24 protein-coding genes, 1 tRNA gene and 1 pseudogene are annotated in these 24,481 nt (G+C 68.9%); 6 read left to right on the forward strand and 20 right to left on the reverse strand.

All coding sequences use genetic code 11. From position 1 onward, the window contains the following. Positions 1–110: 110 nt before the first annotated feature. The 3 genes from OC372_RS06010 to OC372_RS06020 all read right to left on the reverse strand — a co-directional run bounded on the left by OC372_RS06010 (position 111) and on the right by OC372_RS06020 (position 3,629). The gene (locus OC372_RS06010; RefSeq protein WP_105710257.1) at positions 111–689 is read right to left on the reverse strand and encodes a hypothetical protein; all 579 of its coding nucleotides are present in this window, start codon (positions 687–689) and stop codon (positions 111–113) included. A 147-nt stretch (positions 690–836) separates the two neighbouring features. After that, positions 837–3,200: an arylsulfatase gene (locus OC372_RS06015; protein WP_262001195.1), complete on the reverse strand. Its 2,364-nt coding sequence runs from the start codon at positions 3,198–3,200 to the stop codon at positions 837–839. A gap of 355 nt (positions 3,201–3,555) precedes the next feature. Beyond that, positions 3,556–3,629 (reverse strand) — tRNA-Pro (locus tag OC372_RS06020). Positions 3,630–3,737: 108 nt separating this feature from the next. Between OC372_RS06020 and OC372_RS06025 the strand changes: the two genes are divergently transcribed. Genes OC372_RS06025 through OC372_RS06045 form a run of 5 tightly spaced genes read left to right on the forward strand, consistent with a single transcriptional unit; the run spans position 3,738 to position 7,397 of the window. Next, on the forward strand, positions 3,738–4,322 hold the full coding sequence (locus tag OC372_RS06025) for a GNAT family N-acetyltransferase (RefSeq protein ID WP_262001196.1): 585 nt from the start codon (positions 3,738–3,740) through the stop codon (positions 4,320–4,322). A gap of 34 nt (positions 4,323–4,356) precedes the next feature. Continuing rightward, positions 4,357–4,812, forward strand: a complete 456-nt coding sequence (locus OC372_RS06030; protein ID WP_262001197.1) for a hypothetical protein — start codon at positions 4,357–4,359, stop codon at positions 4,810–4,812. A 59-nt stretch (positions 4,813–4,871) separates the two neighbouring features. Then, on the forward strand, positions 4,872–5,540 hold the full coding sequence (locus tag OC372_RS06035) for a lysoplasmalogenase (RefSeq protein ID WP_262001198.1): 669 nt from the start codon (positions 4,872–4,874) through the stop codon (positions 5,538–5,540). Beyond that, positions 5,540–5,911, forward strand: a complete 372-nt coding sequence (locus tag OC372_RS06040; RefSeq protein WP_262001199.1) for an RNA-binding S4 domain-containing protein — start codon at positions 5,540–5,542, stop codon at positions 5,909–5,911. The genes OC372_RS06035 and OC372_RS06040 overlap by 1 nt, the downstream gene beginning before the upstream one ends. A 52-nt stretch (positions 5,912–5,963) precedes the next feature. After that, complete coding sequence (locus OC372_RS06045) at positions 5,964–7,397, forward strand: HNH endonuclease signature motif containing protein (RefSeq protein WP_262001200.1); 1,434 nt, start codon at positions 5,964–5,966, stop codon at positions 7,395–7,397. Positions 7,398–7,442: 45 nt separating this feature from the next. Here OC372_RS06045 and OC372_RS06050 read toward each other — a convergent pair whose 3' ends face one another. From OC372_RS06050 to OC372_RS06130, 17 genes are all read right to left on the reverse strand, one after another. After that, positions 7,443–8,342 carry an NUDIX domain-containing protein gene (locus OC372_RS06050; RefSeq protein WP_262001201.1) on the reverse strand — a complete coding sequence of 300 codons (900 nt, stop codon included), beginning with the start codon at positions 8,340–8,342 and terminating at the stop codon, positions 7,443–7,445. A 61-nt stretch (positions 8,343–8,403) separates the two neighbouring features. Then, complete coding sequence (der, locus tag OC372_RS06055) at positions 8,404–9,876, reverse strand: ribosome biogenesis GTPase Der (protein ID WP_262001238.1); 1,473 nt, start codon at positions 9,874–9,876, stop codon at positions 8,404–8,406. 40 nt (positions 9,877–9,916) lie between these two features. Then, positions 9,917–10,639 carry a (d)CMP kinase gene (gene cmk, locus OC372_RS06060; protein WP_262001202.1) on the reverse strand — a complete coding sequence of 241 codons (723 nt, stop codon included), beginning with the start codon at positions 10,637–10,639 and terminating at the stop codon, positions 9,917–9,919. Beyond that, positions 10,632–11,768, reverse strand: coding sequence for a prephenate dehydrogenase (locus OC372_RS06065; protein WP_105710292.1), 1,137 nt, complete (start codon positions 11,766–11,768; stop codon positions 10,632–10,634). The genes cmk and OC372_RS06065 overlap by 8 nt, the downstream gene beginning before the upstream one ends. Beyond that, positions 11,765–12,571 carry a pseudouridine synthase gene (locus tag OC372_RS06070; protein WP_262001203.1) on the reverse strand — a complete coding sequence of 269 codons (807 nt, stop codon included), beginning with the start codon at positions 12,569–12,571 and terminating at the stop codon, positions 11,765–11,767. Before OC372_RS06070 ends, OC372_RS06065 begins: the two co-directional genes overlap by 4 nt. Continuing rightward, a complete protein-coding gene (scpB, locus tag OC372_RS06075; protein ID WP_262001204.1) occupies positions 12,568–13,164 on the reverse strand; it encodes an SMC-Scp complex subunit ScpB in 597 nt (198 codons plus the stop codon). The genes OC372_RS06070 and scpB overlap by 4 nt, the downstream gene beginning before the upstream one ends. Further along, entirely contained in the window at positions 13,154–14,002 is an 849-nt protein-coding gene (locus OC372_RS06080; protein WP_410054856.1) for a segregation and condensation protein A, read from the reverse strand. Before OC372_RS06080 ends, scpB begins: the two co-directional genes overlap by 11 nt. Then, positions 13,992–14,825, reverse strand: coding sequence for a ParA family protein (locus OC372_RS06085; protein WP_167381670.1), 834 nt, complete (start codon positions 14,823–14,825; stop codon positions 13,992–13,994). Before OC372_RS06085 ends, OC372_RS06080 begins: the two co-directional genes overlap by 11 nt. Positions 14,826–14,981: 156 nt before the next feature. After that, entirely contained in the window at positions 14,982–15,884 is a 903-nt protein-coding gene (gene xerD / locus OC372_RS06090) for a site-specific tyrosine recombinase XerD (RefSeq protein WP_262001206.1), read from the reverse strand. Between the two features lie 3 nt (positions 15,885–15,887). Further along, positions 15,888–16,469, reverse strand: coding sequence for an NUDIX domain-containing protein (locus OC372_RS06095; protein ID WP_262001207.1), 582 nt, complete (start codon positions 16,467–16,469; stop codon positions 15,888–15,890). Then, complete coding sequence (locus OC372_RS06100) at positions 16,462–18,171, reverse strand: CTP synthase (protein WP_029261484.1); 1,710 nt, start codon at positions 18,169–18,171, stop codon at positions 16,462–16,464. The genes OC372_RS06095 and OC372_RS06100 overlap by 8 nt, the downstream gene beginning before the upstream one ends. 17 nt (positions 18,172–18,188) lie before the next feature. Then, on the reverse strand, positions 18,189–19,880 hold the full coding sequence (recN, locus tag OC372_RS06105) for a DNA repair protein RecN (protein ID WP_262001208.1): 1,692 nt from the start codon (positions 19,878–19,880) through the stop codon (positions 18,189–18,191). Next, positions 19,877–20,797, reverse strand: a complete 921-nt coding sequence (locus OC372_RS06110) for an NAD kinase (RefSeq protein WP_029261482.1) — start codon at positions 20,795–20,797, stop codon at positions 19,877–19,879. Before OC372_RS06110 ends, recN begins: the two co-directional genes overlap by 4 nt. Further along, positions 20,794–21,591: a TlyA family RNA methyltransferase gene (locus tag OC372_RS06115; protein WP_262001209.1), complete on the reverse strand. Its 798-nt coding sequence runs from the start codon at positions 21,589–21,591 to the stop codon at positions 20,794–20,796. Before OC372_RS06115 ends, OC372_RS06110 begins: the two co-directional genes overlap by 4 nt. Then, the gene (locus tag OC372_RS06120; RefSeq protein WP_262001210.1) at positions 21,588–21,764 is read right to left on the reverse strand and encodes a hypothetical protein; all 177 of its coding nucleotides are present in this window, start codon (positions 21,762–21,764) and stop codon (positions 21,588–21,590) included. Before OC372_RS06120 ends, OC372_RS06115 begins: the two co-directional genes overlap by 4 nt. A gap of 52 nt (positions 21,765–21,816) precedes the next feature. Further along, positions 21,817–22,854, reverse strand: coding sequence for an HAD-IIA family hydrolase (locus tag OC372_RS06125; RefSeq protein WP_262001211.1), 1,038 nt, complete (start codon positions 22,852–22,854; stop codon positions 21,817–21,819). Then, positions 22,854–23,657, reverse strand: a complete 804-nt coding sequence (locus OC372_RS06130) for a hypothetical protein (RefSeq protein ID WP_105710300.1) — start codon at positions 23,655–23,657, stop codon at positions 22,854–22,856. Before OC372_RS06130 ends, OC372_RS06125 begins: the two co-directional genes overlap by 1 nt. A gap of 6 nt (positions 23,658–23,663) precedes the next feature. Between OC372_RS06130 and OC372_RS06135 the strand changes: the two are divergent. Then, positions 23,664–24,481 (forward strand): annotated as a pseudogene (locus OC372_RS06135) (hypothetical protein); the annotation flags it as partial.

Raw genomic sequence — 24,481 nt, forward strand, 5'->3', positions numbered from 1 at the left:
GTCGGTGGCGCCGTCCGGCGTCACGACCTCATATTCGACGGTGCTCACCGGGGCAGTTTATCGACAGCGGTTCGAGGGCTGCGAGCTGCCAGCGCTGTTGTCGCGTTCGGCTAGAAGTCGAGGAAGCCTGCGACGACATCGCGCACGATCCCGTCCGCGCCCGGTGTGCCGTAGAAGTACACCGAGCCGAATCCCCACAGATACTCCTCGATGAGGTCTTCGAGCTCGCCCTCCACGGGCCACCCGTCCTCATCGATCTGAAAGAGGAAGCGATGCCCATCGGCGCGCACGGCATCAGCGAATGCCGGCTCGCTCTGGATCAAGACGGGTTCGTCATCGATCCGCACCAGGGCCGGCGTGGACGCGGCGTCCGGGCGTTGGATGAGCGCTGTCGCACGCAGCCCTGGCCACCCCAGGTCGTCCCGCCCGCCACGCGGCGAGGGGTCATGGACGATTGCCCGCATAGCCATGTCCGGATAGACGACATCCTCGTCTTCGATGCCGAAGCCGGCACGCAGCACCACCGACACCTCACGGCCGCCCGTCCACGACGCGCAGCCCGCGGCGAGAGTCAGCAGATACCGATGCGTCTCCAGAAGCGGATGCGTCTCGATCGCCGATGGCGGAGCGCCACCCAACCGCGCCCCATCCCCGCGATCCGGTAACGCGGGATACAAGAACGCAGGCATGCGCCCAGCCTATGGGCACGCCGACGCACGGCGGCGGACACGGGTAACTCGGTTGGGAGAACGCCCAGGTCGGCGGACTGACTATGGCTGTTCGGTACCGGCGCGCGGACTGCGTGGCACTCGCATGCACGAGGTCACACGACTCCCCTATTGACGGGTGGTGATGATGCGCATGCGATCTTCCGGACGGATGAGGTGATCGTGTGCGTGGGCGTCGTCGCCGAGATCGATCTGCACGCGGTGCACCTTTCCGGAGAAGATACTGCCGCGGCTCGTGTAATCGTCGCTGACGGGGGTGCCGGTGTCGGAGCCGACGTCCATCGTCTCGTCCCCTGAGAATGCCAGCGGCACGGTCGCGTCGATGCGGCCAGTCGCGACCTGCTCACCGTCTAGGTACAGTTCAGCGGTGGCACCTTTTCCGAGTCCGCCGCCGTCGTAGGTGAACTCGAGCCGCACCTGGTGGTCGCCCGCTGCCAGAGGCGCTTCGGCGCGGACGTGGGTGCGGTGCATGCCGAAGAGGTTGTAGCAGTAGCTCGGCCGCCCCTCGTGCAGGTAGATTGCCCACCCTCCGAACGCTCCGCCCTGGGCGATCACGACCCCGGTCGCGGTCTCGTCGGAAACCGTGAGGTCAGCAGTGATCGCGTGCGACTTGTTCTTGACGTTGAGGACGACGTTCTCGGTGAGCCGGCCCATGCCGCCGAACAGCACCTGCTGCTTACCGCGGATCAACGTCGGCCGTCCGGCTAGGTCGGAGTTGAACCGTTCGATGCGCCGGTCATCGAGCGGGAACACCTTGTACTTAGCCGCCTCGAGAAGGAACTTCTGCTTCAGGTGCGCGAGCTTGTCGGGGTTGTCCGCGGCGAGATCGTGCGCCTGGGTCCAGTCGTCGGGGCCGTACAGCTCCCACACGTCGGTGTCGATGGGCGGAAGCGGCTTGCCCTGATCCCAGGGGATCGAGTGCCGGGTGACGGCCGTCCACCCCTGGTGATAGATGCCGCGGTTGACGAACATCTCGAAGTACTGGGTGCGCCGCCGGTCTGCAGCCTTCGCGTCGTCGAACGTGTACGCCATGCTCACGCCCTCATACGGATGCTGCTGCACGCCGTGCACGAACGTGGGCTCCGGGATGCCAGCCGCCTCGAGCACTGTCGGGGCGACGTCGATCACGTGGTGGAACTGGTGGCGCGTCTCGCCGGTGGACTGAATGCCGCGCGGCCAGTGCACTATCGTTCCGGTGCGGGTGCCACCCCAGTGCGAAGCGACCTGTTTCGTCCACTGGTAGGGCGTGTTCATGGCGTGGGCCCAGCCGACTGCGTAGTGGTTGTAGGCCTCCGGGGTCCCGAAGTCATCGATCCGCGCGGCCATGAACTCCGGGGTCTGCATGGCACCGGCGCCGTTGAGGTTAATGAGTTCGTTGAAGCAGCCGTTGACGTCGCCCTCAGCGGAAGCGCCGTTGTCGCCGATGATCACGTACACGAGGGTGTCGTCGAGCACACCCAGCTCGTCGAGCGCGTCGACCAGGCGTCCGACGTGGTGGTCGGTGTGCTCGAGGAACCCCGCGTAGACCTCCATCTGCCGCTGGAGCACCGGCTTGAGTTCGACGGGCATGTCGTCCCACGCTGGAATCTGCTCGTGCCGCGCGGTGAGTTCGGCCGATTCCGGAACCACGCCGAGCTGCTTCTGCCGCGCGAACGTCTGCTCGCGCAACACGTCCCAGCCCTCGTCGAACGCACCCTTGTACTTGTCCGACCATTCCGTCGGAACGTGGTGAGGAGCGTGTGTGGCGCCAGGAGCGAAGTACGTGAAGAACGGCTTGTCCGGCATCAGCGCCTTCTGCTGGCGCACCCACGCAATCGCCCGATCCGTGATGTCCTCCGTGAGGTGGTACCCCTCGTCGGGAGTCCCCCAAGGCTCAACCGGCGTGGTGTTCTCATATAAAGCCGGGGCGTACTGGTTCGTCTCGCCGCCGATGAACCCGAAAAAGTGCTCGAACCCGCCCCCGCCCGAGGGCCAGCTCTCGAACGGACCCATCGGGCTCGTCTGCCACACGGGCACCTCATGACACTTGCCGAACTGCGCCGTCGAATAGCCGTTGAGCTTCAAGGTCTCTGCCAGCGGCGCGCAGTCGTTCGGTCGCACCGAGCTGTACCCCGGAGCCGATGTGGCGATCTCGGTGATGCCTCCCATCCCGACGGTGTGGTGGTTGCGGCCCGACAGCAGCGCCGCTCGCGACGGGGAGCACAGCGACGTGTTGTGGAAGCGGGTGTACTTCAGCCCTTGGCTCGCGAGTTTCTCGAACGTCGGGGTGTTCGCCGGTCCACCAAAGGCACTCGATGCACCGAACCCGCAGTCGTCGATCAGTACGATCAGCACGTTAGGCGCTCCTTCCGGAGGCAGCAGTGGCTCGAGCGGCGGGAACTCCGTGTCGGGATCCTTCGCGTCGTACGTCGCCGGTGAGTTGCTGCCCTGATACGGGATGGGCAACACCTGCCGCATAACCGAAACACCCATGCCAACCTCCGATGATCGTCCGGCCCCTCGAAAAGACCTTTCGGCGCGCGCCAATCGCGCTGGTGCCAGCATCCTCCCGACAATCCCGCGCCGGGGATACCTCTCACCCCAGGCGGGCGATGACCACCGTCCCGCCGCGCCCCGGACACGGGGTCTGGCCATCGGGCTCGTGCAACATCGCACGATACGCGAGCCGAGGAGTGGGACGGCGATGCCAGAGGCTGTGGCGAGATCGAGTGGCGGCACGGCATCGTCCTGGCAGCGGCTGTGGACAACCGGAGGGGTTTTGCAGGGGTTGACCTCTCGGACAGGCAGAAGGCCCGGAGACTCTTGCGAGTTTCCGGGCCTTTCTCGGTCGGGCTGACAGGATTTGAACCTGCGACCCCTTGACCCCCAGTCAAGTGCGCTACCAAGCTGCGCCACAGCCCGTTGTTCTGCACTCTCGCGCAGGCAACTCCCCTATCTTAGCCGCAACCCGAGCCCCTCCGCGAACCGAGCCGTTGCGGGTTGTCGGATGCCGCGCGTACCGTCGCGTGCATGGTGACGATCACGACCGAGGTGGCGACGACCGACCGCTGGGACGATGTGCAGCATGCTCTCACTGGCGGCGGTGACGGCGCGAGCTGCCAGTGCATCTGGCCCGTACTGAGCAACAAGGCCTGGAACACGACCACGACCCCGCAGCGCACCGAGATGTTCCGCGCCGAGATCACCGAGGGACCACCGCCCGGGATCATCGCCTACGTCGACGGCGAGGCTGCCGGGTGGATCAGGATCGGGCCACGTACCCGCCAGGCGCGCATCCCGCGCACTCGCATCATCGCCGCGGCGACCACCGAGCCGTTCGACGACGAGTCGGTCTGGGCAGTCACGTGCTTCGTCGTGCGCCGCGAGCACCGCGGCGCCGGGCTGAATCACGCACTCCTGGAAGCCGCTGTGGACTACGCCCGCGAATCCGGTGCTCGGCTGATCGAGGGCTACCCGGTCGACACACGCGGCGAGAAGCAGCGGGCCAACGATCTGTTCCACGGCACGCTCGGCACGTTCCTGGCCGCCGGATTCACCGAGAAGACCGCGCTCAAGCCGGGGCGCACCCTCGTCGCCCTCGACCTGGCCCCATGATCGCGCCACACCCCCGAGCCACTAGCGTGAAGGCATGAGCGACGCGAGCCCGACCATCGACGATCCCGAACTCGGCACCTTCACCCGCGCCACATCCGAGCTCACCGACGGCTCCGTGCTCACACACGACTGGTTCGTCGGCACGGTCTCGGTCGAGGGAACGGAACTCGAGCTCATGCTCGAGGGAACGACCACCGACGAGGTGACCCTGCTGCTCCCCCGCATGCGCGAGGTCGTCAAGCGGCTGCACACGCTGCGCCGGATCGCGACGGATGCCGTGGTCACGAACTTCAACACGGGCGAGCCCGACCCTCAGGACCTCGATGACGCCGCCTCCGATCTCGCGCTCGAGGCGATCGAGGCCACCCCCGACGGCACGGTCATCCTCCACTTCACCGACAGCTGCGGCGAGCACTTCCCCGAGGGATACTGGCCGGCCGTGCACCTGGGCATCGACGATGCCGTCCAGCAGGTCACCGTCGAATCCTGAGCCCGCGCATGCCTCATCCGACAGCGCGCCCGGCAATCGGCCGAGCCTACGATGGGGAGATGCAGCGCCGCGCCCCGTCCTCGCTCCTCGCCTGGACGTTCCTCCCCTACGTCGCGGTCTCCGTTCTCCACGTCATCCTGCTCGCCGTCGGAAGCCCGCTCGCCGGACCGACGAAGCTGCTGCTGATGCCGATGCTCGCAGTCCCCGTCCTGGCCGCTGCCCGGTGGATCAAGCCGCCGATGACCCTGGTCCTGCTCCTCGCGGCGGTGCTCTTCTCCTGGCTCGGGGATGGCGTGGGCGCGTTCTTCCCCGCGGCACCGGAACTCCCCCTCATGCTGCTGTTCTTCGGCATCGCCCATGTGGCATACATCCTGCTCTTCGCCCGCCGGCTGAGCGTGCGGCGGATGCCCCGGTGGGCCCTGATCTACGCACTCTGGTGGGTGGCGATGATCGCGGTCCTCGGCCCGCATACAGGCGGCCTGCTGATCGCGGTCGCCCTCTACGGACTCGTCCTCGGCGGCACGGCCGCATTCTCGGCGCGGTGCCACCCGCTGGTCGCGACCGGCGGAGCGTTCTTCCTCGCCAGCGACACACTGCTCGCGTTCCGACTCTTCCTCCCCGACGGACTCCCCGCGTGGAGCAGCCCGGCCGTGATGCTCACCTACACGCTCGGCCAAGGCCTCATCATCGCGGGCGCTCTGGTCACGCTGCGAAAGCGGGCTTCCTGATGGATGCCGCACGCGTCGACAGCTGGCTCTGGGCGATCCGCGTCTACAAGACCCGGTCGGCGGCGACCACCGCATGCCGCGCGGGGCATGTACGGGTGAACGGCGACAAGGTGAAGGCTGCACAGCAGATCCGCGTGGGCGACGAGCTGCGTATCCGCATCGCCGGATTCGACCGGATCCTCTTCGTACGTCAGCTTCTCGTCAAGCGAGTCGGCGCTCCTGTGGCGGCGCTCGCATACGAGGACAAGACGCCCGAACGGGAGCCCCAGGCGGCACTCGGTCTGCGTGACCGCGGGGCCGGGCGACCCACGAAGCGGGAGCGTCGCGACATCGACAAACTGCGCGGGCGGAACCACGACCCAGAGGATTGATATGCCGTCATCCTCGCGCCGCACTTTCGAATATTTGTTCTAGAATAGGGGTATGGCTACTCGGACCGACATCGACCTCGAACTCGCGGAGCGACGCCGCGTGCTCGATGCCTGGGCCGAGAAGCGACGGCGCATCGCCGCGCTCGAAGCGGAGGCCGCAGAGCTGCTGGTGGAGCAGATCGCTCTCCACGATGCCGAGGTGTCAGAGAGCCCGTTCCACCACGACGCGATCCACCGCTCGATGATCGCGGAGTTCTCCGCCGCCGGTCATGTCTCCCGTGGGTCGATGGACTTCGCATTCGCCGACGCACAGGCGCTTCACGACCACCTCCCCGCGGTCCGTGCAGCGTTCGCCGCGGGTTCCCTGAGCGCCGGCCATGTCCGCGAGATCGCCCGCGCGAGTGCGCTCGTGGCCGAAGCCATCCGCAACAAGAAGGTCGATGCCGGCGTCATGGCCCTGTTCGAGACGGCAGTCCTGGTCGTCGCCGAGCAAGACACGGCTGCTCGCACCCGTGCGCACGCCAGACAGGTCGCCAGCGCACTCATCGGCGAGAGTATCAGGGAACGGCATCAGCGAGCGGCGAAGGAACGCTGCGTGACCGTGAAGTCGCTCGACGACGGCCTCGCCCTACTCACGGCGGTGTTGCCGGAGTGGATCGCGACCGCCATCTCCGACCGGCTGAGCCGGATGACGCGGGAGGTCGTGCGAGCGCGGGAGGATCATGTACCCGAGTTCCTGCCCTGGTGGTCGGACGAAGACATCGATGCTCTGCATCCCGAAGACTTCGCGCTCGACGACCCGGCCTTCGACGCCTACGCCGAGACAGGCGCCGACGGGAGGATCTTCGGCGCCGACGGAGAGACCTTCGCCACCGATCCCGAGATCGAGCACATCCCTGCCGACACGCGCACGTGGGCGCAGATCCAGGCAGACCTCCTCACCGACCTCCTCCTCGCCGGCGACCCGTCCCTCGCGCACGGCGACGGCCTCGGTCGCATCCAGGGACGCGTCCAGGTCACGGTCGCCGCGACCACGCTCGCCGGTATCGATGACCGACCTACCGAGCTCGACGGGCACGGCCCGTTGCACCCCGACATCGCCCGCGCTCTCGCGGGGTGGAACACCGGATGGACCCGTCTGTTCCTCGACGCCGCCGGGATGCTCGTCGAGACCGATACGTACACCCCGACCGAGGGCATGCGACGGTTCCTGCGTGCTCGTGACCAGCACTGCCGCTTCCCCGGCTGTCGCATGCCGGTGCACCGCTGCGAGATCGACCACCAGCACGACCATGCCAAGGGCGGGAAGACGCGCCTCGACAACCTCGGGCATCTCTGCCGCGCGCACCACACCCTCAAGCACCCCGACATTCCCGACCCGCATCGCTGGGCGGCGCAACAGGAACGAGACGGCAGCATCACCTGGCACAGCCCGCTCGGACGCGCCTACACCGATCCGCCACCCCGACGGGTCATGTTCGTCTGACGCCGGTTCGGCGGATGAACCCTGGCCCCCGGAGGGACGTCAGGGTCAGTGATCGATCAGATCGCGCAGCCATCCGGCCGATCGCACATGCTCGGCACCGGCGTGCTCGACGCGTTCGCGCAGGCCCCGGTCACTCGTCACCGCGACCACGGTGTGCTTCGCGGCCACCAGACGCTCGACCTCTGCGACGATCGCATCATCGCCCGCGGCGTCGGCGCGGATGACGGAGACCACACTCGAATCGGAGTCGATGCCGCGAGCCTGCCCCTCGACCACCATCGACACCTCCGGGAACCATACTGACCCCTCGAGTTCCAGGTCAGCGGCAGGCACGGTCAATCCCTCGAGGCGCGCACGCAGTCGCCGGGCCGCTCCCGCGCGGTCCTTCCACCACCCGTCCGGCACCGATCCGACGACGTTCGCCGCGTCGACGACGACCACCAGCCGCACCTTGAGCAGCGCGCGCAACGCCGGCCACGACACACCGAAACCCGGATGCAGCGGCAGCTCGGCGACCTGGTCGAACGGCACCCACTCGAGCGCCACACTCTCCGGATCGCTGATCACCGGGTCGAACGGCACGCGCACATCCGCGACGACCGTCGTGTACGACCAGATGTCCAGATCGAGAACGCTCGTGAAGCGAGGCCGCACGGCGCCGTCCGGCACACCGGCTTCCTCCTGCGCCTCGCGGATGGCGCCCACGATCGCACTCTCGCCCTCGTGCAGCGCACCGCCGGGCAAGCCCCACGTGCCGCCGAAATGACTCCACGCGACCCGATGCTGCAGCAGGATGCCGCGAGCGGGGTCATACGCCAGCAGACCGGCAGCACCGAAACGCCCCCAGTACCGCTCCCCCGACTCGGCGACCACCCACGCGTCGCCCGGGTCCCGCGGCCCCTCGGGGCGACGCGGTTCACCGGCGGCAGGAGGTACGACAGTCACCACCTCAGCCTTTCACAGCATGGGGGTATCGGCACCACGGCGCGACATGCGCCGGAACAGATCAGCGCTGACGCTTCTCACGCACACGCATGTTGATGACGATCGGCGTGCCCTCGAACGAGTAGAGCTCGCGCAGACGCCGCTGGATGAACCGACGGTACCCGGGGTCGAGGAAACCGGTCGTGAACAGCACGAACGTCGGCGGGCGCGTCGACGCCTGCGTGCCGAACAGGATGCGCGGCTGCTTGCCACCACGCAGCGGGTGCGGGTGCTCGGCCACGAGCTCCGCGAGGAAAGCGTTGAACTTGCCCGTCGGGATACGACGGTCCCAGTTCTCCAGCGCCGTCTCCAGCGCGGGAACCAGCTTGTCGAGGTGACGACCGGTCTTGGCCGAGATGTTCACGCGCGGAGCCCAGGCGACGTGCGCGAGGTCCTGCTCGATCTCACGCTCCAGGTAACGACGGCGGTCGGCGTTCTCGAGGTCGTCGTCGTTCAGACGGTCCCACTTGTTGAACGCGAGCACGAGCGAGCGGCCGGACTCCAGCACGAGGTCGATGATGCGGACGTCCTGCTCGCTGATCGTCTCCGACACGTCGAGCACGACGACGGCCACTTCGGCCTTCTCCAGTGCCGCGGAGGTGCGGAGCGAAGCGTAGAAGTCCGCCCCCTGCGCCATGTGCACGCGACGACGGATGCCGGCGGTATCGACCAGGCGCCACATCTTCCCGCCGAGCTCGACGACCTCGTCCACCGGGTCGCGGGTCGTGCCGGCCAGGTCGTTGACGACCACGCGCTCTTCGCCGGCCGCCTTGTTCAGCAGCGACGACTTGCCCACGTTCGGGCGACCGAGGATGGCGACACGACGCGGTCCGCCGATCTCCTGCTTCGCGACGGCCGAGACCTCGGGCAGCTTCTTCAGCACGGCGTCCAGCAGGTCGGCGACACCACGTCCGTGGATGGCGGAGACCGGATGCGGCTCACCGAGGCCGAGGCTCCACAGAGCCGCGATCTCGGGCTCCTGACGGGCATCGTCGATCTTGTTGGCGACGAGGAACACCGGCTTGCCGCTCTTGCGGAGCAGCTTGACGACGTGCTCGTCGGTCGAAGTGGCGCCGACCATCGCGTCGACCACGAACAGCACCATGTCGGCGAGGTCGATCGCGACCTCGGCCTGCATCGCGACGGAACGGTCGATGCCGCGCGCGTCGGGCTCCCACCCACCGGTGTCGACGAGCGAGAACCGCCGGTCGCCCCACTCGGCCTTGTACGTCACGCGGTCGCGGGTCACACCGGGGGTGTCCTCCACGACGGCTTCGCGACGGCCGAGGATGCGGTTCACGAGCGCGGACTTGCCCACGTTCGGTCGCCCGACGATCGCCACGACGGGAAGCGCCGGGCTGAACAGGATGCCATCTTCGCCGAGGGTGATGCCGGCGAGCAGCGCCGCGTCCTCATCGTCCAGGTCGTAGTCGGCGAGCCCGGCGCGCAGCGTCTCCGCCCGCTGCTCGGCGAGATGCTCGTCGATCTGTTCCATCTTCTCGGCGAGCTGGTCGGGGCCGCCTTCGTATTCTTCGTCAGCCACGGTGTGCTCCTTGGATTCGCTCGATCACCGTGAGGACGGCGTCGATGGTCTGGGGGAAATCGAGTTCCGTCGAATCGACGACCTCGACGCCTTCTGCGGCGTTCAGGAAGTCGACGACGGCGCTGTCTGAGGCGTCGCGCTTGTGCAACGCCGCGGCGACAGCTGCCGCGTTCTCGCCGGCGAGTTCACCGGCACGTCGAGCGGCCCGTACTTCGGGGGCCGCGGTGAGGAGGATCCGCACGGGGGCGTCCGGTGCGACGACGGTCGTGATGTCGCGGCCTTCGACCACGACGGCCGGGTACGACGACTCGGCGACGAGCGTGCGGAACAGCTCGTTCACCTGGGCGCGCACCGCGGGCACGCGCGCCACGCCGCTCACGGCACCGGAGACCCGCGGGTCCCGGATGGCTTCTGTCACATCGGCATCGCCGACGCGGACGGTGCGGTCGTCAGGGTCGAGCCCCAGTCGCACCGGGAAATCGGATGCGGCGGCGAGGACCGCGTCGGCATCGGAGGTGTCGGCGCCGCGGTCCAGTACATGCCAGGCGAGTGCGCGGTACGCGGAGCCCGTGTCGAGGTAGCCGAAACCGAGCGTGCGGGCGACGGCCTTCGACACGCTGGACTTGCCCGAACCGGCCGGGCCGTCGATGGCGATGAACTTGTGCGCGTCGGTCGCGGAAGCCGGTGCCGCGGACGGGGTGGTGGTGTCAGTCATTGGTGTTCCCCGCAATCCGCCAGCCGCGTTCCTGGAGCCCGGTGATCGCCCCGTGCAGTGCAGCGGGGTCGACGCTGATCTCGGCCAGGCCGAACTGGGCCCCGGGCGAGTGCTCGAGTCGGAGGTCCTCGACGTTCACACCGAGTTCTCCGAGCTCGCCGAACAGGCGACCCAGCTGACCGGCGGTGTCGTCGATCATGACGATGAGCGACTCGAAGCGCTGGTTCTGTCCGTGCTTTCCGGGAAGACGGTCGACGCCGTCGTTCCCCTGACGGATCGTCTCCGCGACGATGCGCCGGGCACCGGGAGCGCCCGGCTCACGCAGCGCGGCGGCGACATCGGCGAGATCGCCCGCGAGAGCGTCGAGGATCTCGACGACGGGACCGGCGTTGGCGCCGAGGATCTGCACCCAGAGCTCGGGGGCGGAGGCGGCGATGCGTGTGGTGTCGCGCACTCCCTGGCCGGCGAGGCGCAGAGCGCCCTCCTCGGCATCCGCGAGACGGCCGGCGAGCAGGCTCGCCACCACCTGCGGCACGTGGGAGGTGAGCGCGACGGAGCGGTCGTGCTCCTCCGGCGTCATCTCGAGCGGCATGGCCCCCACGTCGAGGGCGAGGGCTTCGACCAGGGCGAGATCGGCGGCCTTCGTGTCTTCGTCACGGCACACGACCCAGGGGCGACCGACGAACAGGTCGGCGCGCGCCGAGATCGCTCCCCCGCGCTCGCGCCCGGCGAGCGGATGCGAGCCGATGTAGCGGGTGAGGTCGACGCCGCGTGCCTGCAGCGTGCGGAACGGCTCGAGCTTCACGCTGGCGACGTCGGTGACGACGGCGGCCGGGAAGCGTTCGAGTTCGGCCTGGATCACGTCGGCGGTGACGTCGGGCGGCACGGCCACCACGATCAGGGCGGGCTCGTCATCGTCGGCGGCGAGGCGACCGGCGCCGTAGTCGACCGCGAGGCGGAGCTGCGCGGGCGAGGCATCCGTCAGCACGACGTCGATGCCCTTCGACCGGAGCGCATGTCCGACGCTCGCCCCGAGCAGGCCGGCACCGACGACGCGGACGGTGCCGGAGAGCCGCGGCGCGACGGCGCCTGCCCTCCGCGCCGTGGGCGCACTCGTCGTATCGGTCATTCGTTCTCCTGCTCGCCTGGCGCCTCGGCGACACCGGAATCACGGCGCGACAAGGTCAAAAGCGCGCCGAGTTCGATTTTAGTCAGTTCCCGCGTCTTCCCGGCCGGGAGGGTTCCCAGGTGGAGCGGTCCGAACTGCCGACGCACCAGTTCGGTGACCGGGTGGCCGACCGCGGCGAGCATCCGGCGCACGATGCGGTTGCGTCCGGAGTGCAGCGTCAGCTCGACCAGGCTCGACCCGCGCGAGGTGTCCAGCAGGCGCGCCTTGTCGGCCGCGATCGGACCGTCCTCGAGCTCGATGCCCTTCGTGAGCTTCGAGATCGTCTGGGCCAGCACCGTGCCCTCGACCTTGGCGATGTAGACCTTGGTCACCCCGAAGGACGGGTGGGCGAGCACGTGCGCGAGCGCGCCGTCGTTGGTGAGGATCAGCAGACCGCTGGTCTCCGCGTCGAGGCGGCCCACGTTGTAGAGACGCTCCTCGTAGTCTTCGGTGAAGCGACGGAGGTCGGGACGACCGCTCTCGTCCTTCATGCTGCTGACGACGCCGGTGGGCTTGTTGAGCATTACGTAGCGCTTGGAGACGTCCAGCTGCACGGCGGTGCCGTCGACGTCGACGAGGTCGTGCTCCGGGTCGATGCGCCGGCCGAGCTCCGAGACGACGATGCCGTTGACGCGGATGCGCCCCTCGGTGATGTACTGCTCGACGACGCGGCGCGAAGCCACCCCGGCGCCGGCGAGCACCTTCTGCAGACGGATGCCCTCGGGGGCGCCCTCGGAGTCGGTGGAGGCCTCGAAGCCGCTCATCGGATGGTCCCTTCGTCGAAACCGTCTGCACCGTCATCGAGCAGAGGGGAGATCGGGGGCAGCTCGTCCAGCGAGTTGATGCCCAGGTGCTGCAGGAGTGCGTCGGTGGTGCCGTAGTTGATCGCGCCGGTCTCGGAGTCGGCGAACAGCTCGGTGATGAGACCACGGGCGAGGAGGGTGCGCACGACGGAGTCCACGTTCACCGCACGGATGGAGGCGACCTGACTGCGCGTCACCGGCTGCTTGTACGCGATGACCGCCAACGTCTCGAGCGCCGCCTGCGAGAGTCGAGCCGGGGCCTGTCCGCCGACGAACTCGGCGACCAGCGAATCGAGGTCCTCGCGCACATAGAGACGCCAGCCGCCGCCGACCTCGCGGAGCTCGAAACCACGGCGCGGGCCCTTGCCCTTCCCGTCGTAGTCGTCGACCAGCGTCTCGAGCGTCTGCCGCACGGCGGGCACCGGGGATCCGACCGCGGCGGCCAGCGCCACCAGCCCGAGCGGCTCGTCGACGATGAGGAGGATGGCCTCGATGCGCTCGGACAGCGGGATCTCGGTCACCTCGTCCACGGTCTCGGTCATGTCATCGGTCATAGTCGGCCCCCAGGGTCGCAAGAGTCTCGTCCGACCAGGAGTCGGCTGCCCAGCGCAGCGTGAGCTCACCGAGCGGTTCCAATTGTTCGAAGGACAGGGCCGCGTGGCGGTACAGCTCCAGCACCGAGATGAAGCGCGCGACGACGATGCCGGGCTCGCTCACCCCCGAGACGAGCTCGCGGAAGCTCAGCGACTCCGTGCCGCGCAGCAACGTGACGACGATCGCCGCCTGCTCGCGGATGCTGACCAGCGGCGCGTGCAGATGATCGAGGCCGACGTGCGGGATCTCCTTGGGCGCGAACGCCAGGAGCGCGAGTGCCGCGAAGTCGTCGACGGTCAAGGACCACACGAGCTCGGGCGTCTGCTTGCGGTGCTTCTCGTCGAGGCGTGCCGCGCGCACGTGCCGACGGTCCTCACGCTGCAGACAGCGGGAGAACCACGCCGAGACCTCCTTGAAGGCCCGGTACTGCAGCAGCCGCGCGAACAGCAGGTCGCGCGCCTCCAGCAGCGCGACGGCTTCGGCATCCACCAATTCGCCCTGCGGGAGAAGCCCGGCCACCTTCATGTCGAGGAGCGTCGCCGCGACGACGAGGAACTCGGACGCCTGGTCCAGCTCCTCCTCGTTCTCGAGCTGACCGAGGTAGGCGATGAACTCGTTCGTGACCACGCTCAGCGAGACCTCGGTGATGTCCATCTCGTGCTTCGAGATGAGGTTCAGGAGCAGATCGAACGGGCCGTCGAAGTTGGACAGCGAGACCCGGAAGCCCGGCTCGGGCACGGCCGTATCTTCCGCGCTCTCCTCGAGCGTCGCGTCGACGGACTCCTCGCTAGGCGACAGCGCCACGGGCGACCAGCTCCCGCGCCAGCCGCAGGTATGCCTGAGCGGCCGCGTGCTCGGGGGCGAACTCGGTGATGGGCACACCCGACACCGAGGCGTCGGGGAACTTCACGGTACGGCCGATCACGGTCTCCAGCACATCGTCTCCGAAGGCCTCGACCACGCGCTCGAGGACCTCGCGGGAGTGCAGCGTGCGCGGGTCGTACATCGTCGCCAGCAGGCCGTCCATCGTGATGGAGGGGTTCAACCGGTCGCGCACCTTGTCGATCGTCTCGATGAGCAGGGCCACACCGCGCAGGGCGAAGAACTCGCACTCGAGCGGGATGATCACGCCGTGTGCGGCGGTGAGGGCGTTGACCGTGAGGATGCCGAGCGAGGGCTGGCAGTCGATGAGGATGACGTCGTACTCCCCCGCGACCTGGCGCAGGACCCGGGCGAGGATCGTCTCGCGGGCGACCTCGTTGACGAGGTGCACCTCGGCGGCCGACAGGTCGATGTTCGCGGGCATCACGTCGAGGCCCTCGACGCTGGAGTGCACGATCGCGTCATGCGCGTCGCGCTTCGTGTCGAGCAGGAGGTCGTAGATCGTCGGCACGTCGTGCGTCGGGATGCCGAGACCGGCGGACAGTGCGCCCTGCGGGTCGAAGTCGACGGCGAGCACCTTCCGGCCGTACTCCGCGAGAGCTGCGGCCAGGTTGATGGAGGTCGTCGTCTTGCCGACGCCGCCCTTCTGATTGCACAGCGCGATGATGCGTGCAGGGCCGTGGGACTTCAGCGGTTCCGGGATCGCGAACCCGTGATACGGACGGCCGGTGGGTCCCATGGGGGTCTCGTCGGCCTTCTGCGCCTTCGCCCTGGACTTCGCCACTTTCTCAGCCACCGATTCTCCTGCTCCTTCGTGCTTGGTCGATTGTACCGGTCGGCCCGTTCCTCAGCCGCCTCGGCACGCGGCACGGCGCCTGTCCCGCATCGGCGGACGTCACCGCGCGCGCGGGTGCGAGGTGGCGTAGATGTCTCGCAGGGTGTCCACCGAGACGTGCGTGTAGATCTGCGTCGTCGCGACCGACGAGTGCCCGAGCAGCTCCTGCACCACGCGCACGTCGGCTCCGCCCTGCAGCAGATGCGTCGCGAAGGAGTGCCGCAGCGTGTGCGGCGATACCTCGGAGGTGATCTGCGCCTTCTCGGCGGCCGCCCGGATCACGAGCCAGGCGCTCTGCCGCGACAACGGTGCTCCGCGTGCACCGAGGAAGAGCCGGGCCGACGCGTGCCCCTTCGCCGCGAGCGCCGGACGCACGCGCGTGAGATACGCATCGACGGCTGCGCGCGCGAACGATCCGATCGGCACGATGCGCTCCTTCGACCCCTTGCCCCGCAGCCGCAGCACATCGCCGTGTGCCAGGTCGTCGACGTCGAGCCCGATCGCCTCGGACACGCGGGCACCCGTGGCATAGAGAAGCTCCAGGAGCGCGCGGTCGCGCACGCCGATCGGATCCTCCGGTGACGGAGCACCGAGCAGCCGCTCGACCTGATCGATCGTCAGCGCCTTCGGGAGTCGACGCGGGGCCTTGGGGGGACGCAGCCGTCCGCTCGGGTCATCGATCTCGATTCCTTCCCGAGCGAGGAATCGATGCCAGCCCCGCACCGACGATTGCAGCCGCGCGAGACTCGACGACGCCGGGGCCGGCTCGGCCGAGGCGCGTTCCGCGATGAAGCGGTCGATCACCGCCGCCGTGACCGCCGACGTGTCGGCGATGCCGTCTGCTGCCAGCCACTCCGTGTAGACCCCGAGGTCGCGCCGATACGCGGCGATCGTGTGCTCGCTCAGACCGCGCTCGATCGTGACATGACGCAGGTACGCGTCGCGGGCGCGCTCGAGCAGCATCCCTCAGCCCCGATCGCGGAGCCTCTGCGCCGCGGCCAGCACGCCGATCGTGAGGATGCCGTTGTGCATGCGGCCGCCGAGAACGGCCTCCACCGCATCGTCCAGCGGCACCCACTCGACGCGGATGTCGGCTTCCTCGTCCTCACGGTCGTGCGGGCGCTCGGCCGAGGCGATGCCCGTCGCGAGGAAGATGTGGATCATCTCGTCGTTGCCGCCGGGGGTGGTCCACGAGGAGACCAGCGGCTCCCAGTGGGTGGCCACCAGATCCGCCTCCTCCGCGAGCTCGCGCTGGGCGGCCGCGAGCGGCTCCTCCCCCTCGACGTCGAGCAGACCCGCGGGCAGCTCCCAATCCCGATGACGGATCGGATGCCGGTACTGCTGGATCAGCAGGACACGCCCGTCGTCGTCGAGCGCGAGGATAGCCACGGCGCCCGTGTGGTCGACGTACTGCCGCACGATCTCGCCGTCGCCGTAGCGCACGCGGTCGGAGCGCACGTCCCAGACCCTGCCTTCGTAGACGAGGTCGCTCTGGAGCACCTCCGGCTCGAACGCCTCGTCCCGGAGGGGCTCGATCGGCTCAGGCATCGGCCGTGACGTCATCGCTCACGTCGAACAGTTCGCTCGCACGGTGACGCTCGATCGCGGCGCCGACGAGCCCGCGGAACAGCGGGTGCGGCGCGGTCGGGCGCGAGCGCAGTTCCGGGTGCGCCTGCGTGGCGATGTAGTACGGGTGCACGTCGCGCGGCAACTCGACGTACTCGACCAGGTCGAGCTCGGGGTTGAGGCCCGAGAAGACCAGCCCGGCGTCCGTCAGACGGTCGCGGTAGGCGTTGTTGACCTCGTAGCGGTGACGGTGCCGCTCGGAGGCCTCCGGCGCACCGTACAGCTCGCGGGCGAGCGATCCTTCGGCGAGGGCCGCCTGGTACAGACCGAGGCGCATCGTGCCGCCGAGGTCGCCGCCGTCGAGGATGTCGATCTGCTCGGCCATCGTGGCGATGACGGGCTCGGCGGTCTCCGGGTCGAACTCGCTCGACGAGGCGCCGACGATGCCGGCCACATCGCGTGCGTACTCGATGACCATGCACTGCAGGCCGAGGCACAGGCCCAGCGTCGGGATGCCCTGCTCGCGTGCGAACTTGAGGGCGCCGAGCTTGCCTTCGATGCCGCGGATGCCGAAGCCGCCGGGCACGCAGATGCCGTCGAGCTCGGCCAGCTGCTCCTGGGCGCCTTCCGGCGTCTCGCAGAGGTCCGAGGGGATCCAGCGGATGTTGACCTTGGTCTCCTGCGCGAAACCGCCGGCCTTGAGAGCCTCGGTCACGGAGAGGTAGGCGTCGGGCAGGTCGATGTACTTGCCGACCAGGCCGATCGTGACCTCGTGCTTGGGGTTGTGCACGGCATGCAGCACCTTGCTCCAGCGCGTCCAATCGACCTCTTCCGCGGCCTTCTGATCGAGGCCGAGGCGACGCACGATGTACGAGTCGAGCCCCTGGTCGTTGAGCGTCGACGGGATGTCGTAGATGCTCGGCAGGTCGACCGTGTTGATGACGCCTTCGACGTCGACGTCGCACATGAGGGCGATCTTGTTGCGGTTGCTCGCGCTCACGGGGCGATCGCTGCGGAGCACGAGCGCGTCGGGCTGGATACCCACCTGACGGAGCGCCGCGACGGAGTGCTGCGTGGGCTTGGTCTTCTGCTCCCCCGACGCCCCCATGAACGGGACGAGCGAGACGTGCACGAAGAACACGCTGTCGCGGCCGAGCTCGTGGCGCAGCTGGCGGGCGGATTCGAGGAAGGGCTGCGACTCGATGTCGCCGACCGTGCCGCCGACCTCGGTGATGATCACGTCGGGGCGCGGGTCTTCCGAAGCCTGCAGGCGCATGCGGCGCTTGATCTCGTCGGTGATGTGCGGGATGACCTGCACCGTGTCGCCCAGGTACTCGCCGCGGCGCTCGCGCGCGATCACCTGCGAGTAGATCTGGCCGGTGGTGACGTTCGCGGCCTCGGACAGGTTGATGTCGAGGAACCGCTCGTAGTGGCCGATGTCGAGGTCGGTCTCGGCGCCGTCGTCCGTGACGAAGACCTCACCGTGCTGGAACGGGTTCATCGTGCCGGGATCGACGTTCAGATAAGGGTCGAGCTTCTGCATCACGACGCGCAGACCGCGGGCCGTGAGGAGGTTGCCGAGGCTGGCCGCCGTCAGTCCCTTACCCAAAGACGAAACGACACCACCAGTCACGAAGATGTGCTTGGTCGTGTCGTTCTTGGGTGCCGCGGAAGAAGAGTTCATCACGGGCTTCGATCCTATCAGGCGGTGGGGACGCGGAGGCTGAGAAGTTCACGCGCATGGGTCAGCGCGGCGTCGGAATCGGTGAGTCCGGACAGCAGACGGGCCATCTCGGCCTCTCGGTCTTCGCCCTCGAGACGCCGCACGCTCGAGGCCGTGACCGCGCCATCATTGGCCTTCACGACCGACAAGTGATTGTTCGCGAACGCCGCCACCTGCGCGAGGTGCGTCACCGCGATGACTTGCGATTTCTCTGCGAGCCGGGCGAGTCGCCGCCCCACTTCGATGGCGGCCGCACCTCCGATACCGGAGTCGACCTCGTCGAAGACGAACGTCGGGACCGGGTCGGTCGCCGCGATGACGACCTCGATCGCGAGCATCACGCGAGACAACTCGCCGCCCGAGGCCCCCTTGGAGACGGAGCGCGGCTCGGCACCCGGATGCGGGGCGAGGAGGATGGCGACGTCGTCCCGACCGTGGGTGCTCTCGGCCCCCTCCGAGACGGCGACCTCGAGGCGCGCATCCGGCATCGCGAGGGCGTGCAGCTCGTCAGTCACGGCTTCGCCGAGGCGGACGGCGGCGTCGGTGCGCACAGCGGTCAGCGCGGCGGCGTGCGCATCGAGTTCGGCGCGCGCCGCGTCACGCTCGGCGATGAGACGTTCGATGCGATCACCGTCGTCGTCGAGCTCGGCCAGGCGGGCGGACCCCGTCTGCCACAGCGCGAGAGCTTCGTCGAGGGAACCGTGTGCACGGATCAAGGTCCCGAGCGCCGCGCGGCGCTCTTCGACGGCGGCGAGCTCGTGGGGGCCCGTTTCGTCGAGGTCGGCCAGATAGGCGGAGAGCAGACCGGCGGTGTCGGCGATCCGGTATCCGATGTCGGCGATGCTTTCGCCGATCTCGGTGAGTTTCGCATCGGCGGTGCGCTCGAGCAGGCGACGCGCCTCGGCGACGAGGGCCGATGCGTCGGGTTCGCCGTCTTCGCTCGAGAGCGCGCCATGCGCGAGAGAGGCCGCGAGGCGCAGCTCTTCGGCGTTCGCGAGTCGCTCCGCGCGTTCGGCGAGCTCCTGATCCTCCCCCGGCTCCGGCGCGGTCGCCTCGATCAGGGCGAGGGCTTCGCGCAGCCGAGCTGCTTCCTCCGCACGGCGGTCGCGGTTCTCGGTGATCTCGGAGATCTCGGCGTCGAGTGTTCGCCAGCGGGCGAAGGAGCCGGCGTACGTCTCGAGCGCCTTCGCGATCGGCGCACCGCCGAAGCGGTCGAGCGCGTCGCGCTGCGCAGCCGCGGAGCGCAGACGCAGCTGCTCGGACTGTCCGTGGACCACGACGAGTTCTTCGGCCAGAGCCGAGAGCACGCCTGCCGGTGCTGCGCGGCCACCGACGCTCGCGCGGCTGCGGCCCTCGGCGCTCAGCGTGCGCGAGACGTACAGCTCGGCCTTGCCGGCCCCTGCCGGCTCCAACTCTCCCCCGGCGTCCGCCACGATCTCGGCGACATCGCCCTTCTCGGGGACGATCCACACCCCGGCGACCGAGGCCTGCGCAGCGCCGGCGCGCACCGCGCCGGAATCGGCGCGCTGGCCCAGCAGCAGGCCGAGTCCCGTGACAACCATCGTCTTGCCGGCACCGGTCTCGCCGGTGATCGCCGTGAATCCCGGACCGAGGGGCAGCACGGCGTCGGCGATCACGCCGAGGCCCTGCATCCGCATCTCTTCGATCATGACGGCGCCCCCGGCGTCTGACCGCGCCATCCTTCGACGGGCAGCTGGAACTTGCGCACGAGCCGGTCGGTGAACGCCGTGGGGTGCAGCCGTGCGAGGCGCACCGGACGTGAGGACCGCCGGACGACGACGCGTGCGCCGGGAGGCAGGTCGTGCGAGCGTCGCCCGTCGCACCACAGGATGCCGGAGCCGTCGGTGCGCTCGAGCATCTCGATGGCGACTGCGGCATCAGGGCTCACGACCAGGGGTTTGGCGAAGAGTGCGTGCGCCGACAGCGGCACCACGGCGATCGCCTCGACGCTGGGCCAGATGACCGGTCCCCCGGCGGAGAAGTTGTAGGCGGTCGAGCCGGTGGGAGTGGAGATGACCATGCCGTCGCAGCCGAAGCTCGACAGCGGGCGACCGTCGATCTCGAGGACGACTTCGATCATCCGCTCCCGGCTCGCCTTCTCGACCGTGGCCTCGTTGAGGGCCCAGGTCTCGTACACGACCGCCCCTGCGGCATCCTTCACCCGCACGGAAAGCGCGAGCCGTTCCTCGACCTCGTAGTCACGATCGATCACGCGGCGGACGGCCTTGTCCATGTCGTCGCGGTCGATCTCGGCGAGGAAGCCGACGTGGCCCATGTTGATGCCCAGCACAGGTGCGCCGCTGTCACGGACGAGCTCGGCCGCACGAAGGATGGTCCCGTCCCCACCCAGCACGATCGCCAGTTCGAGGTCGGCCGGATCGACGGATACGCCGAGCACCTCGGTGTCGGCGAAGAACTCGTCCACGGCCACGAGGGCCTCATGGTCGTCGGCGGCCAGCACCGGCCGGGCTCCGGCCTCGCGGAGCGCCCCGATCACCCGACGGGCCGCGTCGACCGTGTCCACTCGACCGGCGTGGGCGACGACCAGGATGCTGCGCTCGTTCATCGTCCTCCTGCCAGTCGGTTGATGGTGTCCAACCATTCTGTCGGATTGCTGCCCCGACCCGGCGCGAGGTGCACCAGATACTCGGCATTCCCGTGCGTTCCGAGGATCGGGGACGGCAGGATGCCGAGCATCCCGAGCCCGAGATCCCAGGCGGTCCACACCGTGCGGGCGACGGCGTCCGCCCGCGTGGCGGGGTCGGTCACCAGACCGCCGCGCACCGCGGTTCGCCCGACCTCGAACTGCGGCTTCACGAGCAGCAGGACGTCGGATCCCGGCTCGGCGATGACCGCCACTGCGGGCAGAACGAGCTCTAGCGAGATGAACGACAGGTCCCCGACGATGAGGTCGGGCACGCCACTCTCGCCGGTCGCCTCCGCGAGGTTCTCACGCGTCATGTGACGGACGTTGTAGCCCTCGACGGCGACGACGCCGGGGTCGGCCGCGATCGACGCGGCGAGCTGTCCGTGCCCGACGTCGACCGCCAGGACCTTTCGTGCGCCGCGCTCGCGGAGCACCTGCGTGAAACCTCCCGTGGAGGCCCCCATGTCCAGTGCGAGCCGCCCCTCGACGGGGATCGCGAATCCGTCGAGCCCGGCGATGAGCTTGTGGGCCGCGCGGCCGACATAGTGGTCGGCACCCGCGATCGTGATCTGCGCCTCATCGTCGACGGCGGTCGAAGCCTTCACCGCCTGGCGGCCATCGATGCTCACGAGCCCTTCGGCGATGAGCGTGGCGGCGTGGCTGCGCGAACGGGCGAGTCCTCGGGCGGCGAGGGCAGCATCGAGTCGCGTCATCGGGATCCCGGAGTCTCCCGTTGGTCGAGCTTCGCGCCGTTCTCGAGGCGTCGGGAGAGCTCGTCGTGCAGGCTCGCGTACGCATCCGCTCGCGCCGGAAGGGGCTGCCCCTCGATCAGACGCAGACGGCTCCACAGGCCGTCGGTCGGCGCACTCGTCGTCTCTTCGCTCACGGTTCCACTGTACGCGGCGCCTCCGACGGCGGCCGGAGCGACGCGAGCTGCCTCAGGGGCGATGGAAGGGGTCGTCGTAGAGACGCTCGGGAACGCGCAGCACGAACACGGGTGTCCCCGATGCCCAGATCGCGGCCGCGCCGGCGCGCAGCAGGTCGATCTGAGATCCGGACTCCGTCACGATCTCGACGTCCGCCCCCACGACCCGCACGGATGCGCCGTTCACGTCGAACACGCCATCGCGTTCCGTGACCTCCGGGTACGGCACATGCAGCTCGCGCAGGTCGCCGAGGATGTACGTCGGGCGCGATCCCTCGGGCGCCGCCAGCACATGCTTGGGTCGATCGATTCCGGTGAGGACGAGCACTGAGTCGATCCCGACCCGGCTCGCACCCATGATGTCCGTGTCGAGCCGGTCGCCGATGAACAGCGCCTTCTGTGCGCCGAACCGGGCGAGCGCCTCTTCGAAGATGGGGGCCTCCGGCTTGCCGGCGACGGTAGCCAGCCGACCGATGGCCGTGTGCACCGCGGAGACGAGAGTGCCGTTACCCGGTGCGACACCGCGCTCACGCGGGATCGTCCAATCCGTGTTCGTGGCGATCCATGGGATCCCACCCTCGTCTTCGGGAAGTTTGAGGGCGAATGCGGCTTCGGCGAGATCGGTCCACGCCACCTCCGGGGCGAACCCCTGGACGACGGCGCTCGGCGAATCCTCGGCGCTGCGCGTGACCGTGTAGCCGGCCTTCTGCACCTCGTCGACGAGGCCGTCGCCGCCGACGACGAGGATCGTCGCCGGCGCGGGCACCATCTTCGCCATCAGCCGCATCGCCGCCTGCGGGCTCGTGACCACATCGGCCGCATCGACGCGGAGCCCCAGGCTGCTGAGGTGCTCCGCGACGGATGCGTCAGTGCGGGCCGCGTTGTTGGTGATGTAACCGAGTCGCGCCGACTTCGCGGCCTCATTGAGACTGTCGACCGCATGCGGCAATGCGCCGGGGCCCGCGTACACCACCCCGTCGAGATCAGCGAGGATCGTGTCGACCCCATCGAGGGGGGTGCGCAGAGCGCGCTTGCGTGAGAACAGCGCCACTACGCCTCCGGGTCCGCGTCGTCGGTCTCGTCCTCACCCAGGAGCTCGCGGACCTCGTCCTCGACCGTGGGCTCTTCGGCGTCGGTCTCGTCAGCCATGGCGTCGGAGTCAGCAGCGGGCTCTTCAGACACTTTCTCGTCCGCTTCGTCATCCGTCTCGTCGGAATCCGCAGTGGCCTCGACGACGTCAGCCTCGTCTGCTTCATCGGCCGGTTCGGCGACCTCGTCGTCGAGGAACTCGCCCTCGATCATGCTGTCCTCGATGAAGATCTCCTCGTCACCGGCCTCGTCGATCCCGAGAGCCTCGGCAGCGACCTCGGCACGGTGTGCCCAGAAAGCGGCCTCATCGGTGCGTCCGAGGTCTTCGAGAACAGCGGCACGAGCGGCGAACAGAGCAGGGCTCCATTCGAAAGCCCGATCCGGGTCGAGCTCGGGGATCTCGAGCTCGCCGAGCGCAAGCTCCAGATCGCCCTGATCCAGACGAGCACCCGACATCGCGATCGCCAGTGCGACACGCACGGGAGTCTCGAGGGCAGACCGGTCGACAGCGCGGCCGGTCTCGAGCGCGCGATCGGAACGTCCGATGCCACGCTCGCTGTCGACCATCAGCGCGATCTGATCGTCCTTGCCCGAGATGCGTCGGTAGGTGCGGAGTTCGCGGAGAGCAAGGGCGAAGTCACCCGTCGCGTAAGCGGTGATGCCGAGAGTCTCGCGGACGATCGCGATACGGCCGGCGCGTCGAGACGCCGCCAGCGCGTGCTCGTGCGCGAGCGCGGGGTCCTCGTCGATGAGCTTCGACGCCATCGCCAGGTGACGCGCGACGTGCTCGGCGTTCTCCTTGCTCAGGGTCTTGAGCTCGTTGCGAGCGCCCCCGTTGAGGTCGCGCGCAGTGATCTCGTCGGGAATCTGCGGCTCATCGAACCGCGGACGCTCATTCGCCGTCTGAGCCGGACGCTCCCGACCGGCGCCTCCGCGCTGCGGGAACGAGCGGGACTTGTCGCGATCACCACCGTCACGGCGGGGCGCCGAATCGCGGCGCGGGGCACCACCGTCACGGCTGTAGCCACCGCCTTCACGGCGCGGGGCACCACCGTCACGGTTGTAGCCACCGCCCTCACGGCGGGGGGCTGCACCGTCACGGTTGTAGCCACCGCCCTCGCGACGCGGGGCACCACCGTCACGGTTGTACCCGCCACCCTCGCGGCGCGGGGCTGCACCATCACGGTTATAGCCACCCTCGCGGCGCGGGGCTGCACCATCACGGTTATAGCCACCCTCGCGGCGGGGGGCACCACCATCACGGTTGTACCCGCCACCCTCACGACGGGGGGCACCATCCCGGTTGTAGCCACCGCCTTCACGGCGCGGGGCACCACCATCACGCTTGTACCCGCCACCTTCACGGCGCGGGGCACCACCATCACGGTTGTAGCCACCTTCGCGGCGCGGGGCACCACCATCACGGTTGTAGCCACCGCCCTCACGGCGCGGGGCACCACCATCACGGTTGTACCCACCACCCTCACGGCGCGGGGCTGCACCGTCACGGTTGTAGCCACCGCCCTCACGGCGCGGGGCACCACCATCACGGTTGTAGCCACCGCCCTCACGGCGCGGGGCACCACCAT

Origin of the sequence: Microbacterium sp. Mcb102, from assembly GCF_024519805.1 — a bacterium.
In the GTDB taxonomy this organism is placed as follows: Bacteria; Actinomycetota; Actinomycetes; order Actinomycetales; family Microbacteriaceae; genus Microbacterium.